This is a genomic window from Flavobacterium mesophilum (assembly GCF_039581405.1).
Classification (GTDB): Bacteria; Bacteroidota; Bacteroidia; order Flavobacteriales; family Flavobacteriaceae; genus Flavobacterium.
On sequence record NZ_JBCPXZ010000002.1, the window covers coordinates 669,660 to 687,734 of the forward strand.

Here is an 18,075-nt window from a genome sequence, read left to right on the forward strand (position 1 = left end):
AAAATTTTAGTTAAAAATATGTTAACAGAAGCTTTTGTGGTTATCAAAAATTCAAAAACATAAATATTGAATTCTATATATTTGTTTTTAAAGAATGATGAAAATGAGTTTCCTTAAAATGACAAAGATACCACAAATACTTTTTTTAATATTAGTTTTAAGTTCATGTGGTAATGATAAAAAAACGAATATCGACACTGCAACGGCAGTAGAAGATACAATGCCGAGGATGAAGCCGTTAGGCCCAGAAAAAAGACTTTCACAAGCATATATAAATTCCGTACAAGGCAGAATTAATCACTTTTACAATAAAAACTGGCCCAATAATAGCATGAACGGAAGTTTCTTGGTAGCAAGAAATGGGCAAATTATTTTTGAACGATACAACGGTTACGCTAATAAAAACGAAGGCACGAAAATTACTGCCGAAACTCCTGTACAAATTGCATCTGTGAGTAAAGTCTTGACGGCAACTGCGGTTTTAAAATTGGTTAATGCCGGAAAACTTGATTTGGATCAAAAAGTAAATACGATTTTAAAAACTTTTCCGTACGAAGATTGTACGGTGCGAATGCTTTTAAGTCATCGTACTGGAATGCGTAATTATGCCTATTTCACTGATCACGATAAATCGGTTTGGGACAGACACAATCAATTGACAAATAAAGATATTCTTGATATTTTGGCAACAAAAGACATTGGTCTTGAAGCCAAAACCGGAACACGTTTCGGCTATTGCAACACCAATTATGCAATGTTAGCCCTTATTATCGAAAAAATTACAGGTTTAAAATACAAAGAGGCAATGTCTGAAATAATTTTCAAACCGCTTGGAATGACGCATACTTATGTTTTTGATGACGACAAAGACAGAAAAAAAATCGTGCCGTCGTATAAAGGAAATGGTGCTGAAATTGGTTTTGATTATTTAGATAATGTTTACGGAGACAAAAATGTTTTCTCAACTGTACGCGATCTTTTAAAATTTGACCGAGCAAGACAATCCCCAGATTTCTTGAAACCGGCTTTATTAAAACAAGTTTATACGGGTTACAGCAATGAGCGCAAAGGAACTAAAAACTACGGTTTAGGAATCCGAATGATAAATTGGGAAACGGGACAAAATTTTTATTTCCACAATGGTTGGTGGCACGGAAACACTTCATCTTACATTACGTTAATGAAAGAAAATGTAACGATAATTGCGTTGTCAAATAAAATGACTAGAAACACTTATGCGGTTCGCAAACTAGCTCCAATTTTTGGTGATTATCCGTTTAATTTCAAAGACGAAGAATAAAATTAAGTCGTAAAGTCAAAAGTAGAAAGTCTTAAAGCATTGGCTAGCATTTACCTTGTTCTTTTTAAATATCTAATTTAGAAAAATAAAAGACATAACAGTGTGCAAGTATTTGACTTTAAAAAACTTTACAACTTGTGACTTTACAACTTTCGACCTTATGACTTTTGACTGTCTAATTTTTCTGAAAATTTTAGCTAAAAGTAATTTCAAATAGCATACATTTGCAAACTTATTTTTTGGGGTCGACTGGTTTTGACAGCGAGTCGAATTGAACAGTAAGCACGTCGAGCATTGAGACCTTGCTCGTAAATATAAGATCTCGAACTTTTACACGGCGAAAATAATTACGCTTTAGCTGCTTAATCCGAATCATAGTACGATTGCGCCACGTCTCTACAAGGTAGGGAAGCTGGATTCTCCTGGAAAGCCTTGGTTTGTGGCGTTCCGTTCAGGGGAACCGTAAAAATAAACCTAGATTTCTATGAGCTTCGGGTAGATTTCGAAAATTAAGAAGATAAGTGTTGGGTGGTTGTTTCTGGCCTAGCTCAACATCGAAAATCCAATCAGGAAATAAGCGTGTAGAAAGCTCTTTAGTTGCTTGTTTGGACCCGGGTTCGATTCCCGGCGACTCCACATAAAAAGGGAAGATATTTAATTATATCTTCCCTTTTTTCATTTAATTCGCAATATCATTCAAAATAAGTTGGATTACCTAAAGAAGGTTACTTATGAACCTACATATAAACAAGCATTAAAATTAGTTTTAAACCAAAATTCAAATATTGAGTTAGAACATCCATGGCTTGCCAAAACACTCAATTTCATTCCTTTAAAAAATAAAATTCAGTAAAAAACCTCCTACAATTAGGGGAAATACCCCCTTGCTCCAATTGTTTCATACTTTTAATTTAGCTGTACAATTCATGGCCAGAATTTAATTCGGAGTAAGTCGAAAATCCAAGAAAGAGTAGACGTAATTTTATTCGTAATAAAATGGAAACTTTAGAAGAACAATTCAAAAACATGCATCTTCTTAATCGAGATGAACGCTTGAAATTACTCAGTAAAATAGATATAATTCGTCCAGAAATCCTAAAGCCTTTTTTTCCTGGACGATGGCTTTGGAAACGCTGTAATCTAAAAGTTTTAGTTGTAACAGATGGTGGTTTGGATTTTGGTACGGGAGCATTTGGATTATCTGAATTTTTAACCACTTTTAATGAACTGCAAAGATCTACTTGGTATAACTACCAAATAACACTTGGTCACAGAAATCCTACCCCTTTTTCAAATCCTAATCCATTGGTTGTAAACACTATTCCAAGTTTTAATTTTGTTTCAAGTGTAACGCTTGCTAATTTTGACCAGGTGTGGTTGTTTGGTATCAATTCGGGATCAGGTTTACCATCTAATGAATTAGTCGCGGTTGAAACTTATATGAATAATGGCGGTGGATTATTTGCTACAGGTGATCATGGGACTTTAGGTTCAGCTTTGTGCAGCAATATACCTAGAGTGAAAGACATGAGACATTGGGCCGATTTTGGCGCAAACGAAGTGGGCATGACCCAGGCACGCAGAAACGATACAAACCGACCAAAAGCAGGTGATGCTACTTCTTTATATTTTGATAACCAATCGGACAACATACCTCAAAATATTTCCGTAAAAATATTTGGCACAGGCCTGCCACATCCTTTACTATCCATCAAAAAAAGTATCAGACCATCTGGATTGATTGATATTATGCCAGATCACCCGCATGAAGGCGAATGCAAACCTGAAACATCATTTACAGTTAATGGGGTCACTGTTGCTACTCAAAATATTGCAACATCTCATGTTTTAGGAGGCAGCACTACCGGAGGTGGCGGAAAAGCACTAACTATTCCTCATTCCTTTTCTTCTATTGCTGTATGGGATGGCCGTTTGGCAAAAGTGGGCCGTATCGTAGTCGATTCAACCTGGCATCATTTTGTAAATGTCAATCTTAACGGGTCTGAATCTTATTTTAACGGAGATGATATACCCGGTTTACAGTCTGGTTTAACAACGGCTGATTTTAAGGTTATTAGACAATATTATATGAATATTGCGCTTTGGATTACCAGAAACAAAGCATTTTTATGTCTGAGAAGATATGTGTGGTATTACCTTTTAAAAGATTCACAACTTATAGAAGCAAGTTTGAATTACCCAATTGAAAAAAGAGAAAATATATCAATTGCAGATTTAAACAGTATTGGAGCCTTGGCAGAAGAAATTTTATCTGAAAAATATAGTCCGGCATTTGCCAGAGATTTTTTAATTGAAGCTCTTGAACTAGTAAATCCAAATCTAGCTTCTAAATTAAATATATGGAAACCTGATAGTCCCGAAGAAATTAGAAAAAAAGATGACAAATATTATCAACCGTGGGTAAACCTAGATTTTATGTTACATACTGCAATCGGAGCTGGGTTTATCGCATTAAGAGATGACAAATTTATTTCTGATGAAAACGCAACTGAAAAAAATCTAGATAGTATAATCGATGTTTTCAATAAGGGAGTACAATTTGGTTTTGATAAATCTGTACAAAATCTAGGAACAAGCATTAATTCTTTGACCAATGAATTAAACATCAGAATTTAATAACTGTCATCTAAAATTACAAATTTGTATGAATGGATTTTCTTGGAAAGCCTTGTTCTGTGGCGTTCCGTTCAGGGGAACCGTAAAAATAAAACCTAGATTTCTATGAGCTTCGGGTAGATTTCGAAGAAGATAAGTGTTGCGTGGTTGCTTCTGGCCTAGCTCAACATCGAAAATCCGATCAGGAAATAAACGTGTAGAAAGCTCTTTAGTAGCATGTTTGGCCCCAGGTTTGATTCCTGGCGACTCGACAAAAAAGGGAAGATATTTAGATATATCCTCCCCTTTTTTTTATTCTGTAAAAAAACGTTTTATTGATAAATTACCATTCAGATAACTTATTTAACACCAGCATTCTCCAGTTTCGTAGCCGTCTACAACTGTTTGACATCCACGTCTGCATTTTGGCAGTGGTGCAACATATCCTCCTTTTGTGTTTTTTTGCTCTTTTTTAGTTAATTTCTGAGCACCTTGTAATTTAAGAATGTTTTCTAACATAATTTTCGGTTTTAAATTTAGTTAATAACCAACCTTTTAAAGACATTTGGTCTTATGTCTATTCTTGCGCAAGAATTTTTTTGATACTTTTATATTCTAGAAGTTTTAATATTTTTCTCAGATAATCCTAATACATCTTTACAATATTAAAACTTCACTTACAAACATAAATAATAACAACAAAATATTCTTACGGAAAACCTCATTATATTAAAATTTAACATTTCTAAATAAATAACAAATATAATTCAAAATTGAAAACACTATAAATCTCTTACTTTTTAAACCACACTTCAAAATAAAAGTCAGTCTCGAAAACTTCCGAAACTGACTTTGCGTAACATTTAAATTAGGAACGCTTCGCTTCTACTCTTTCCCTATCAATATTTCCAGACCAAAACATCAGCAGTTTTTATAGATTCAGTTCCAAAAATAATTTTCGAACCTTTTGGCAAATTGAAGTTATAAGGCTTATCAGAATAATTAACCGCTATTCCAAAACCATCGCGATAATCCACCATAACGCCTTCTGGATAATCTTCTATAGGAACGTTTTGCTGTTTATACAATTTTCTGATTACTTGTTTTTCTAAATCGCCATTTTTAGAATCTGTACCAATGTAGGTCACGGTTCCTTTTCCTAATTTATGCGAAACAACCGATGCTGTACCTGCGTAGAAATCACCTTGGTAAGTCGCCCAGATTTCTGTTCCTTTATCCGGTTTTAATAAATCGCCCCAACTTGTCCACGCAAATTCTTGGTTTTCAAATTTAATAGCACCCGGAGAATGAGGCATTAATAAATCATATGATTCTATTTGAGAACCAATCAAACTCCAAATCGGCTCATAAAATTTGGCTTCCCAAAGATGTCCTTGACGATTTTGAATTCCAGATCGGCAACTCATGATTAGATTTCCGCCATTTTTTGCGTACAAGGTTAATTTATCAATCATTTTTTGATCGATCATTTGATAAGCTGGTACGATCAAGAAAGGATATCTTGAAAAATCTGTTGTATCTCTAACAAAATCAACCGGTGCACCAATTGACTTTGAAGCTTTATAATATTTTAAAAAGTGGTTAACCGTATTCCATTCTCTGGTCTGTTTGTTCAATTCAATTCCCATCACATTATCAGAATTAAACAAAATTCCGGTTTTGCGTTTTAGATAATAATCTGGTAATGCTGCCTTGGGGTCATAATTTTTTCGAAGTGTTTCTATTTCTTTTATAAATTGACTGAATTCTAGTCCGCCAGGCGTTGGTGTTACGCCATCTGTACCAACGATGCCATAATGATATTGCTCATAACCGTACAAAGGAGCACGGAAACGATACGTACATTCGAATTTACTTCCTCCCGCAAAAACATGCCACAGCCACATACGAACACTGCCTGGCAAAGGTTGCGGATTAATACTTCCCCAGTTTACTTGCCCTGGCTGTAATTCCATACAACCATACATTCCTTTTAATGGTCTGAAAAAATCATTTGCCATTCCAATAGCAGCATAATCCCCCAAACGATATCCATTTTTCCCAATTCCCATACTTCCGCCATAAACCATATAACGAGTATAGCAGTCAAAATCAAACTCTTTGCTCGTACCAACAAAACTCTCTTCGTAAACAGGTCTGTAATTAGAAGTAATCCATTGATCTTTGCTTGCATATTTGCGAATCACAACGGCTTGAGAATCCAGAAAAGTAGCCGTTTCTTCATCAGCAAATCTATAGTGATCTAACTGCGAATGTAAATTCATTCCCCATTCTTTATGTAAAGGGATATTTATTTCACTGAAATCAGAATAAATACCACTCCAAAAACTATTTCCCCAAGCTTTATTAAGAGCGTCGATATTCTGATATTTTTCCTTTAGCCAATTGCGGTAACGTTGTTGCGCATCTGCTCCATAATCCAGAAAGCGCGCTGGTTCGTTGTCTATTTGCCAGCCTATGATATTTTTGTTATTCCCATATTTTTTTGCCAATTGTTCGACCATTTTTAAAGAATAACTTCTATAATAATTGCTCGAAAATGTGGCATGTTGTCTAGAACCGTGATCCGTTTTAGTGCCGTCCTCATAAGTAACAAGCACATCAGGATGCTTTCGCACTAGCCAAACCGGAGGCGTTGCTGTAGAAGTACACATCACAATTTTCAGTTTGTATTTTGCTGCAATTGCTACTGCTTTATCAAGCCATTTAAAATCGTAAACGCCTTCTTGTGGTTCTAATTGTGCCCACGCAAATTCAGCGAAATGAGTAAACTCAAAACCCATTTCTGCAATTTTTTTCAAATCTCGATCCCATTGATTTTCATCCCAATGCTCGGGATAATAATAAACTCCTACAGTAGTCAGATCTTTTTTGGGAAAGTACTTTTCAAACTTTTGAGCATTTGAACTCATATAAACCATTACAATCAAAAAAGTTAGCACGTATTTTTTGAACATTTGTCTTTTTATAATCTGCTTCATTTTTATTTTGGATTTATTATTTCTATTCGCAATACAAACTGAAGTGTTAAACATACACTTATTTTTATTGAAGAGCAAATTTACTTTATTAAAATGTAAACAAGAATTTAGTTAAGTCATTTTTAAATTTTGCACATTTAGATCTTAATAGTTATATCCCCGTGAAAGACAAATTCTCTTGCAATGATGAAAATCGAATAATCATTAAAGTGACATAAAATCAAAAAAGCCTGTAAACTAAAAGTTCACAGGCTTTTTCATAGTAAAAAGATTTTATTCTAATCTAGAAAACAGACAAGTTTTATTCCCTAGCCATTTTCACTTTGAATTCATGTTCTACATTTTCATAGGCATCATTACTGACATCATATATTACTTTTATAATCTTTCCTCCTTTAAAATCAAAGTTTGCTTTGTAAAGTTTGCTAACAGGATCTCCGCTATCACGCCCAACGCATAAGCCCTCGCCAGAAAGAGAGTAATGTCCAGCCTGTGTTCGGAATGCTTTTTCTTCTACCACTTTTCCATCGACATAAAGTTTCATTGTTCCTAAAGTTTCGTTCTTTTCACTCATTTTTTCTTTTACGAACTCAACGCCAACTATATGATTTCCTGTCGCCGGCAAAGTTGTACTCAAAACCTGTTCTGGAGCAAGACCCAAGAAATTATATACATAATAAAGCTTGCCATCTTTTACAAACAAACTATAACCTCCAAAACGAGATCCTTGTGATACAATCACACCTTTGGTATCTTTTGCAAAATCAGTTTCAGCCAAAATCTTAAACGAACGTCCTAATGTTGGCGCTGCTGATGCCTCCGGAACTTCAGTTGTGCCCGGAAAATATATAAACCTGCCGTCAGCTGGAACTTCTTTATGATATTCCAATTTATGGAATTCTGTAACAGAAAGATCATTAAGAGGAAGTACATTGTTTTTCTTAGCTTCTTCTAGCCATATTTTTTCCAATTCTTTTACTTTATCTGGATATTTTGCAGCCAAATCTTGTGACTCTGAACGGTCTTTATCGACATTGTATAATTCCCATTTATCCTTATCAAAATTTCCAAGATTAACAGGAAGAGCACCATGAACTGAAGTAGCTTTCCATCCATCTTTCCACAATCCTCTCGTGCCCGTCATTTCGTAGTATTGCACTTTTTTAGTCGTTGGCGCCTTAACATTGTCAAAACTGTATTTCATCGACACTCCTGCAAGTGGTGTTTGTTTTACTCCGTCGACAACATCAGGCATTGTTACACCGCAGGCTTCTAAAATGGTTGGTACAATATCTGTACTATGATGATATTGATCTCTGATTTCTCCTTTTGCCTTAATTCCTTTTGGCCAACAAATTACTAATGGATCTGCTGTACCGCCACTATATCCTGAATATCTTTTGAACATTTTAAAAGGAGTTGAAAAAGCGACTGCCCATCCTGTTGGGTAATGATTGTAGGTATCTTGTGAGCCCAATTTATCAATCATGCTTAAATTAACCTTCATGTCATCTGGATAAGCATTAAAGAAATTATTCTCGTTAACAGAACCATTTGGAGACCCCTCGCCAGATGCACCATTATCAGCACAATACATAATCAGCGTATTATCAAACTGTCCAGAATCTTTTAGGTATTTAACCACCCTTCCAACTTGAGCATCTGTAAACTCCGAATATGCGGCGTAAACTTCTGCCATTCGGCTGAATAATTTCTTTTCCTCAGCTGAAAGTGTATTCCATGGACGTACCTGATCTGCTTCTGAAAAAGTACCTTTTGGCATCGGATTTAAAGGTGTCAAATTGGTTCCTTTAGGAACAATCCCTTTATCGATCATACGCTTAAGCACCCAATCTCTATAAGCTTCATATCCATCATCAAATTTACCTTTGTATTTCGCTATATAATCTGCAGGCGCGTGATGTGGCGCATGATTTGCCCCAGGATTAAGCCACATAAACCATGGTTTTTCAGGTTTAGATTGTTTAGAATCTTGAATATAGGCAATTGCTTTATCCGCCAAATCAATACTTAAATGATAACCTTCCTCAGGCTGATAGGGCTGTTCTATGAAGTGGTTGTCTTCAATTAAACTTGGATACCACTGATTGGTTTCACCACCTATGAAACCATAAAAACGATCAAATCCAAGTCCTAAAGGCCATCTATCTTTAGAAGAAGCCATATCTAGGGCATCCACTGGTACATTATGATTTTTACCTATCCAAAAAGTACTCCATCCTGCTTTACGCAAGACCGTTGCCAAAGTTGCATTTTCGGCTGGAATATGTCCGCTGTAGCCTGGGAAACCAACTGCCGATTCCGAGATAGTTCCAAATCCATTTTGATGATGATTTCTTCCAGTCAAAAAAGTGGAACGCGTTGGCGAACAAACCGAAGTTGTATGCCATTGCGTGTAAGTAAGTCCGTTTTTGGCAAGTTCATCCATTGTTGGCATATTTATACGTCCGCCGTAAGGAGACCAAGCAGCAAAACCAGTATCATCATATAATACTATTAAAACATTTGGAGCATCTTTTGGAGCTTTAGTTTCTAGAAAAACAGGCCAATCTCCCTTGGAATCACGAATATCTAATTTAATATCACCTTTGAAATTTGGAGGGGAATTTTGGGCTAAAAGTATGCTTGAAAACATACACAAAATAGTAATCACTTTTAATTTTGTTTTCATAACTCTGTAATTTGATTTAAACATGGTTGAAATTTAAATTTTGAAATATAATTCTTACAAAATTACTTTTTTTTAATTAAAATGTATTAAACCAATTAAATTAATTATGTTCCAAATTATAAAATGAAACCCCTATTTTCTAGGTAAAACGTCAGCATTCCTTCCAAAAACACTTGCAACATTTGTTATAATTCGCATTCATTTCAAAATCTTTGTTTCAAAACTCAAAAGCCACCAATAAATTTGGGCAGTTTCCTATTTTAAAATTATCTTTGTCACCATGAACAGAAAAAGTTGTCTTCCTCCTCCAAGATTTTAATAGTATCTCTAATTTAACGGAGCATACTTTCGGCGCAGTTGCCGAATGATATTTTATGCTTATTTGATAATATTAAAATCAGCCATTTTTGGCACAAAAAATTCATGAAAAATTCTTATTTCTTATTACATCTAGCCGTATTTTTGGCTGGATTCACTGGTGTATTTGGTAAACTGATAACGCTTAATGAAGGTTTATTGACCTTCTATCGTGTTCTCTTTTCAGCGATAATATTATTTATCCTGACCCGATTTTTAAAAATTGGAAATAATACTACAAACTCCGAAAAAAAATCAATTGGCAAAGTTGGAATATTAATTACCGTTCACTGGGTATTTTTTTATGCCAGCATCAAATATTCAAACATTTCTATTGGCGTAATTTGTTATTGTTTGACTAGCTTTTTTACAGCGATTTTTAAACCTTTAATCGATAAAACGAATTTCAAGTTTACCGAATTACTGCTAAGTACTTTGACTTTAGCAGGAATCAGTCTGATATTCCATTTTGATGCATCATATCAATTGGGAATTATTCTTGGCGTAATTTCTTCGGCTTTTGCTGCGCTTTACACCATTTATAATGAGCGTTTGGTTCAGTTTTATGATAGTAGGCTTATTAATTATTACCAAATGTTTTCGGGGTCGATTTTTCTAATCATTTTATTGCCGGCTTATTTATACTTTTTTCCTGTAGAAACTATTTTTCCTAATTTAAAAGACACCATTTATCTTCTTTTATTGGCCTTATTCTGCACAGTTGGACTTTATGTTTTATTTGCCGAAGTATTAAAAAAGATTCCCGCTTTTACGGTAAATCTGACTTTCAATCTAGAACCGATTTATGCGATTGTGATTGCTTTTCTTTTTTTCAATGAAAGTAAATCGGTAAACGCTTCTTTTTATGTGGGGATACTTTTTATTATAAGTTCTGTTGCATTGCAATCTTATGCTTCATCAAAAACTACGCTTAAATAGGACCAGTTGACAAACTCAATATTGATATTAATTGCCTCCAGCTTCAGCTGGAGGTTTAATAATCATTGTCAATTTGGCTTTAGCCTAAAAAAGCAAATTTGGCTAAGGCCTTAACAAATTTCATTTTAATTTCTCCAGCTGAAGCTGGAGGCAATTGATTGATATAAATCAAAAAAGCCTGAAAAATCAAGATTTTTCAGGCTTTTTACTTCTAAAAATATATAATTTCAATTGCTACATTTGAAATTTATCGGCGTATAAAAACTATTTTATATCAAACCAAAGCTTTGTAGTCAGCAAATCTTTTCCTTGATTTGCTACTGCCGCTTGATAACTGTCTCCGTTTAAAGATTGCTCTGTTCCTGGATAAAAGAAACGAGAAGGAATTTGGCCATCTAAAACGGTTGCCGGACCCGCTTTTAAAACTGGATAATCCAATCTTCTCCACTCTGTAAAAGCGTCAAGACCTTGTCCGTAAAAAGCGATCCATTTTTGTGTTCCAATTGATTTTGCATAATTTGAAGCATCATATTTCACAGTGGCTTGATTCAAATAATTTGAAATCGCAGTGGCATCTGTAATTCCGAATTGAACAAAAGAAGCCGTAATTGCATTTTTATAATACTGTTCTGCATCTCCAGAAATGTAACCACGAGCTACAGCTTCTGCAAGATTAAATAATGTTTCAGAATACGAAGCAATTACTGCAGGCGACGATGAAGTTAAAAAGTAAGTTCCCGGCTTTGATGTTTTGGCAAAACCTTGGCTGTTGGCATCACTATTTGACAATCCATTTGCTCCTCCCACATATTTACCTACGCTCGCATCTGATGGCAATTGTGCATAAACCGGCAAACGCGGATCTGATAATTCATATAATTTATCCACCATTGTTTTTGAAATACGGAAATCATCACGCGTTTCAAACCAAGCCGAAGCCGGATTTTGCTGTGGAGAAGTAATATAAGTGAACTTGAAAGTCTCGGCATTACTGCTGATTAATCCTCCTGCATCGCTTGTCGCATCAATTGCAGCTTGTTTTGCCAAAGCTGGTTCTCTGTCTGAGATTCTCAATGCAATTCGCAAACGAAGTGAATTCACAAATTTTTTCCATTTTGCAATATCCCCTTTGTAAACCAAATCACCTGTTACAGTTCCGTTTGATGCATTTAATAATGCTTGTGCTTGCTTCAAATCTTCAAGCAATCCCGTATAAACTTCTTTTTGTGTATTATAAGCCGGAGTTACTTTTAAGCCTGCTTCTTTATAAGGAATATTTCCATAAGCATCTGTCAATAACAAAAATGTCCATGAACGCAATGTCAACGCAATTCCTTTATAATTTGAATTGGCCTGATCTGCTGGGAAATTGATAATTGTATTCAAATCCGTTACCAATGTCGCGTATCCCGTATTCCATAAAGAGGTGAAAGAGGTATTTGAAACATCGTATCGATCTGGCTCTGTATATTGGATTTTTGCCCAATGTTGTACAAACAACAAAGACGAGTTGAAGTTATTGGCGTCTCCCCAATACAAATCGGCTCCCTGTTTTAATGTTCCTGTTAGCAAATATGGCGCTAAAGGCGTTTCCGTTGCATTTGGATTTTTGTTGATATCATCCAAAGTATCATCATTGCAAGAACTCAGCGTCAATGCAAATAGTGTCGTATATAATAGTTTTTTCAGCATGATTCCGAGTTTTTAAAATTTAAGATTAACGTTAAGGCTAAAATTTCTAGTTGTAGGCAAGGCTAAACTTTCTAGTCCTTGTGCATTTCCTGTGTTGAAAGCCGTTTCTGGATCAATGTTTGGCACTTCTTTGTAAATAAAGAATAAGTTACGCCCTGCTGCAGTGATACTCGCTCCGTCTAATCCTAGTTTCTTAACCAATTTTTTATCGACATTATAAGTCAATCTAATTTCTCTAAGTTTTACATAAGTTGAACTGTAGATATAAGCTTCACTGATATTGTATGACGCTTTGTAATATTCCTGCGCACTGATTACTTTATTATTTGGCGTTCCATCTGCAAAGACACCGCTAAAGATCATTCCGTCATCATACACTGTAGCGCCACCTGGAGCAACACCGCCAGTGACCAAAGTTTTTGGGTTTGAAGTATTATTTCCTGGGTAATAATAGCTTAATCCGCCATTTTCAGCGCCACGACCCGGAAGTGTTTGTGCCAATACACCTGTATAATTTCCTGTTCTGTTTGTTCCAGAAAACAGTTCACCTCCTACACTTGCATCAACTAAAACTGAAAGTTCAAGGTTTTTATATGTAAACGTGTTTGTTGCGCCTGCTAAATAATCTGGAGTATAGTGCCCCAAAACTCTTTTTGTTGGATCTGCTTTTGGCAATCCGTTTGCTCCTACTACAATATTTCCGCTTGCATCACGCTCGTATGCTGTTCCGTAAAGTGCACCGTAAGCCTGCCCAACTGATGCCAACACATCAACACCTCCTGATGAACCAATAGTATAGTTTTGTATTTTTTGATCGTAATCCAAAATTTCAACTTTGCTGGTATTTTTAGAATAATTTACGCCAATATTCCATTTGAAATCTTTCGTTTGGATTGGCGTTCCATCCAATTGAAGTTCAATACCATGATTGTTTATTTTTCCAGCATTGATCAATTGCGAATTATAACCGCTTGAAGCTGTTGTTTTGATTTCCAAAATCTGATCAAAGCTGTTTGTATTGTAATAAGCTGCATCAAAACGGAATCTGTTTTTCCAGAAAGCTGCTTCTAAACCAACTTCACTTGAACGTGTTGTTTCTGGCTTCAAATTCTCATTCAATTTTTTCTGAGAAGAAGTCTGAATCGGATTTCCGTCGAATGCCGTTTGGAAATTATAAACCGTTGACAATTGGTACGGATCTGCATCGTTTCCTACTTCAGACCAACCACCGCGTACTTTTAAGAAATCAAGCGTGTTGCTTTTGATTTTTAAAGCATCTGTCAATACCACACTACCATTAATAGAAGGATAGAAATAAGAACGGTTATTGCTTGGCAATGTCGATGACCAATCGTTACGAGCGGTCACATTCAAAAATGCATAATTTCTGAAACCCAATTGCGCCGAAGCATAAGCACTATAAACTCTCAATCTCGAATAAGAATTTGATGAAGTCAACGGATCACGTGAATTCGTCAAGGTATATAAATCTGGCACAGCCAAACGTGGCGCTTTTTGATAATTGTTTGCATCACTATGGTTACGAACGTTGAATCCTGCAAGTGCATCTAAGCTAAAATCGTCATTCAGATTTTTTGTGTATTGAAAAATACCTTCTGTATTTCTTTCATCTACTGTATATCCGTCTTCAGCATAAGATCCAAAAGGAGTTCCGTTTGTACCATATTTAATCGTGTATTTTCTTCTATCATTATAATAATCAACTCCAGTGCGGAATCTAAAATTAAGTCCGTCGATAATTTTTGCATCTAAATGAATATCTCCTATTAAACGATTACGTTGCTGACTTGTAGTGTTGTAATACGCATTCCAATACGGATTGCTGTAGTAGCTGTTGTTCCAATTTCTTGTCCAATCATTATTAAGTTCATTAATATCAACTTGACGGCCAAACCAAAGGAATTGCAACATAACTCCCGCCGCACGTCCGCCTGATGGTCCGCCTGGAAGTTGTGGTGCATCGGTAACAATATAGTTCGCATTCACTCCTACTTTTATGTTTTTAGAGATTTCGTAATTGGTATTAATGGTGAAATTAGTCTTATTGATTTCACTATTAGGCACGGTTCCCAATTGTTTTTGATTGTTTACTCCCAAACGAAAATCTGACTTTTCATCTGATTTCGCTACAGAAACACTATTATCATAAGTAAGTCCTGTATTAAAAAAGTCTTTCACGTTATTTGGATGTGCAACAAAAGGCACTGCCTCACCATTCGAATAAAATTGCGGAATAAGTCGCCCGTCTAATTTTGGCCCCCAGCTTTCATCCACTCCATCATTCACACCGCCTCCTTTACCATCAACATAACTGAATTTTCCATTTGAACCTTGACCGTATGAATTTTGAAAAGCTGGTAAAGTACTCACTTGAGAAATTGTAATTCCTGAGCTTACACTAATTCCTAATCCTTTTTGATTTTTACCTGATTTTGTCGTAATCAAAACAACACCATGTGCAGCGCGCGATCCGTAAAGTGCCGCCGCATTTGGTCCTTTTAATACTGTCAAGGTTTCAATATCCTGCGGATTCAAATCGGCGATTGCATTTCTAAAATCACGAGTTGCACCACCAAAATTCAATTGTGAGTTATCAACCGGAACTCCATCGACCACAAATAAGGGCTGATTGTTTCCTGCAATCGAAGTTTCCCCACGAATAATAATACGTGAAGACCCCATATCTCCTTGTGAATTCGTGATACGAACTCCGGCTAATTTACCAGTAAGACTGTTTAAGAAGTTTGTTTCTTTTGTATTGGCTAAATCTTTTCCTTTTAGCGACTGAGTAGTATATCCTAAAGATTTTTTCTCTTTTGTAATTCCAAGTGCAGTTACAACAACTTCTGACAACGCATTTTGTTCTTGTTCCAAATCGATCACAACAGCATTTTTCTGAACAACAACTTCTGCTTTTTTATAACCTAAATAACTTATTATTAAAGTATACGGGAATTTCTGTCCAGTCTGGAAGAAAAACTTACCATCTAAATCGGTTACCACTCCGTGTGTTGTACCTTTTATGTTTACCGAAGCGCCAATTACAGGCTCTTTTGTAACAGCATCAACAACTGTTCCTTCGAGTTTTGACTGGATTAACGGTTTCGTCTCTTGTGCCTTAACTACTATGGAAATCAAGAAAATACACAACAGTATATATCTATTTAATTTTTTTTTCATTACTTTGTTTTAGTTTAATAAAAAGGTGAGTCGAGAACGGATTTACTCCATTTTCGCTTTCCTTCTAGAGATGACAATTTCTTTTAAGCTTCACCATTTCTGCTGCAACAGAAATGGTTTTTTCTTTTTAGCTGCACATTCGTTTTTTCATTTTTTTCTTTTTTTATTTTGGATTAGTATTTATTTGGTATTTATCAAATTAAATCCGCTCTCACCAAGTTTTTTTTGATCAAAATTTTACTTAAATTAAGAGTGAAGATTTTCGCGAAGACTATTCTTAAAACGCAAAAAGCCCGAAATATCTAGCTCTAACAAATAATTTGTAGTTTTATTTTTTAAACTCTACTAATTTGATAGAACAAAAGTAAATTAAAATACTGAACATAAAAATTTTAAGAGTTCTTTTTGCAAAAAAAATGTTAACTAAGAAAATCAATCTAGGATAATTCACTAAAAACAAGAGAGTTACTAAAACGAAGAAATTTGGGTCTATATCGGAATTTTCTTAAAACGAAAAGTAATAAACTGGAAAAACAACGCTCTTAATTGAATTTTTCTATTGCACTCTAAAAGGAATAAAGTTCCGAAATCGAAATAGTTATTCCTTTTGCGATAACCGTGTTTTTAACACATAAAAAGTATCACAATAAAGACCAAAAGTGAACGATTTTACTCCTCCTTTTTCAGCATTTTTCTCTAACTTTGCGATCATCATTTTAAAATAAGTGATATAAAATAAACTTTGTTTTTCTGCAAAACATTGAATCAAAAACCGTTAGCGATTTTTCCTTATTTTTTTTGCAGCAAACATTCTTCTAATAATTTAGTTAATTGAAAACTATGAACAAATTTGATTTTGGAATTGTAGGATTAGGTGTAATGGGCCGAAACTTACTTTTAAATATTGCAAGCCATAATTTTGCGGCTGCAGGTTTAGATTTAGACACAGAAAAAGTCAATTCTCTTCAGCAAGAAGCCGATGAAAACCAAACGATTGAAGCGACTACCGATGTAAAACATTTTGTAGAGCTTATTCAACAACCAAGAGCGATTATGTTATTGGTTCCTGCGGGAAAACCGGTTGACAGTGCAATTGCAAGCTTACTTCCTCATTTAGATAAAGGAGATATCATCATCGACGGTGGAAACACTTATTTTACAGATACTGACAGAAGATTTTTAGAATTATCTGAAAAAGGAATCCACTTTTTCGGAATGGGAATTTCTGGTGGTGAAAAAGGAGCACGTTTAGGTCCTGCAATGATGCCGGGAGGTGATCAAAAAGCATACGAAAGACTTCGCCCTATTTTTGAAGCAATTGCAGCAAAAGTAGATGGCGAACCTTGTGTAGAATATTTAGGAAACGGTTCTGCTGGAAACTATGTAAAAATGGTTCACAACGGAATTGAATACGGAATCATGCAGTTGATTTCTGAGGTTTATGACTTAATGAAAAGAGGTTATAATTTGGATGATGAAACAATTCAGAAAACTTTTGCTGAGTGGAATCAAACAGATGATTTAAGATCATATTTAATTGAAATTACTGGAAACATCTTGAAACAAAAAGATGAAGACGGAACGCAATTAATCAATAAAATCTCAGATTGGGCAAGATCTAAAGGTACAGGAAAGTGGACTTCGCAAAACGCAATGGATTTACAAGTTCCAGTTCCGACAATTGACGCTGCTGTGAACATGCGCGACATGTCTAAAACAAAACCAGAAAGAATTGAAGCGGCTAAAAAATTAGTTTGGAACGCTGGTGAAACCAATGTTTCTCAAAGCGAAGCAATCGCAGCTTTAAAATCGGCTATGTATTTTTCTATCGTGGTGACTTACGCTCAAGGTTTAGCACAACTTCACACCGCTTCAAAAGAATACAACTACGGATTAAATCTAGAAACTGTTGCTAAAATCTGGCGTGGCGGATGTATCATTCGTGCTACAATTTTAGAAGATTTCAGAAAAGCATACGTTACAAAAGCAGATTTGCCAAACTTACTTTTAGATGGCGGAATTGCTTCAAAATTAGTAGAAAACCAAGCAGGAATGAGAGCGGTTATTCAGTTTGCAGTTCAAAAAGGATTACCTGTTTCAGGATTAATGAACTCGTTAGCTTATTTTGATGCTTACCGTTCTGCTAATCTTCCAACCAATTTAATTCAAGCACAACGTGATTATTTTGGAGCACACACTTACGAGCGTATCGACAAAGAAGGTGTTTTCCACACACAATGGGCTGAATAAGCAACTTAAAGCAACACAACTACACA

Annotated in this window: 9 protein-coding genes and 1 other RNA gene; 5 read left to right on the forward strand and 5 right to left on the reverse strand. The window is 35.3% G+C overall.

Going from position 1 to position 18,075, the window contains the following annotated elements; genetic code table 11:
* Positions 1–97: 97 nt before the first annotated feature.
* The 3 genes from AAYQ19_RS07375 (at position 98) to AAYQ19_RS07385 (ending at position 3,937) form a co-directional block, all read left to right on the forward strand.
* Positions 98–1,300 (forward strand): serine hydrolase domain-containing protein, encoded by a 1,203-nt coding sequence (locus AAYQ19_RS07375; RefSeq protein ID WP_343535902.1) that lies wholly within the window; start codon positions 98–100, stop codon positions 1,298–1,300.
* A gap of 241 nt (positions 1,301–1,541) precedes the next feature.
* Positions 1,542–1,939: a transfer-messenger RNA gene (ssrA, locus tag AAYQ19_RS07380) on the forward strand.
* A gap of 414 nt (positions 1,940–2,353) precedes the next feature.
* Positions 2,354–3,937 carry a hypothetical protein gene (locus AAYQ19_RS07385; RefSeq protein ID WP_343535503.1) on the forward strand — a complete coding sequence of 528 codons (1,584 nt, stop codon included), beginning with the start codon at positions 2,354–2,356 and terminating at the stop codon, positions 3,935–3,937.
* A 342-nt stretch (positions 3,938–4,279) separates the two neighbouring features.
* On the opposite strand, the gene AAYQ19_RS07390 is transcribed toward AAYQ19_RS07385, so the two are convergent.
* From AAYQ19_RS07390 to AAYQ19_RS07400, 3 genes are all read right to left on the reverse strand, one after another.
* Entirely contained in the window at positions 4,280–4,435 is a 156-nt protein-coding gene (locus tag AAYQ19_RS07390) for a hypothetical protein (RefSeq protein WP_343535505.1), read from the reverse strand.
* Positions 4,436–4,815: 380 nt separating this feature from the next.
* The gene (locus tag AAYQ19_RS07395; RefSeq protein ID WP_343535507.1) at positions 4,816–6,918 is read right to left on the reverse strand and encodes a beta-galactosidase; all 2,103 of its coding nucleotides are present in this window, start codon (positions 6,916–6,918) and stop codon (positions 4,816–4,818) included.
* A 301-nt stretch (positions 6,919–7,219) separates the two neighbouring features.
* Positions 7,220–9,610, reverse strand: a complete 2,391-nt coding sequence (locus tag AAYQ19_RS07400; RefSeq protein WP_343535509.1) for an arylsulfatase — start codon at positions 9,608–9,610, stop codon at positions 7,220–7,222.
* Between the two features lie 423 nt (positions 9,611–10,033).
* On the opposite strand from AAYQ19_RS07400, the gene AAYQ19_RS07405 reads away from it, so the two are divergent.
* The gene (locus AAYQ19_RS07405; protein WP_343535511.1) at positions 10,034–10,906 is read left to right on the forward strand and encodes a DMT family transporter; all 873 of its coding nucleotides are present in this window, start codon (positions 10,034–10,036) and stop codon (positions 10,904–10,906) included.
* A gap of 264 nt (positions 10,907–11,170) precedes the next feature.
* Here AAYQ19_RS07405 and AAYQ19_RS07410 read toward each other — a convergent pair whose 3' ends face one another.
* The gene (locus tag AAYQ19_RS07410; protein ID WP_343535513.1) at positions 11,171–12,598 is read right to left on the reverse strand and encodes a SusD/RagB family nutrient-binding outer membrane lipoprotein; all 1,428 of its coding nucleotides are present in this window, start codon (positions 12,596–12,598) and stop codon (positions 11,171–11,173) included.
* A 12-nt stretch (positions 12,599–12,610) separates the two neighbouring features.
* Complete coding sequence (locus tag AAYQ19_RS07415; RefSeq protein WP_343535514.1) at positions 12,611–15,799, reverse strand: SusC/RagA family TonB-linked outer membrane protein; 3,189 nt, start codon at positions 15,797–15,799, stop codon at positions 12,611–12,613.
* Positions 15,800–16,639: 840 nt separating this feature from the next.
* Here AAYQ19_RS07415 and gnd point away from each other — a divergent pair.
* Entirely contained in the window at positions 16,640–18,049 is a 1,410-nt protein-coding gene (gene gnd, locus AAYQ19_RS07420) for an NADP-dependent phosphogluconate dehydrogenase (protein ID WP_343535516.1), read from the forward strand.
* The last annotated feature ends 26 nt before the right edge of the window (positions 18,050–18,075 follow it).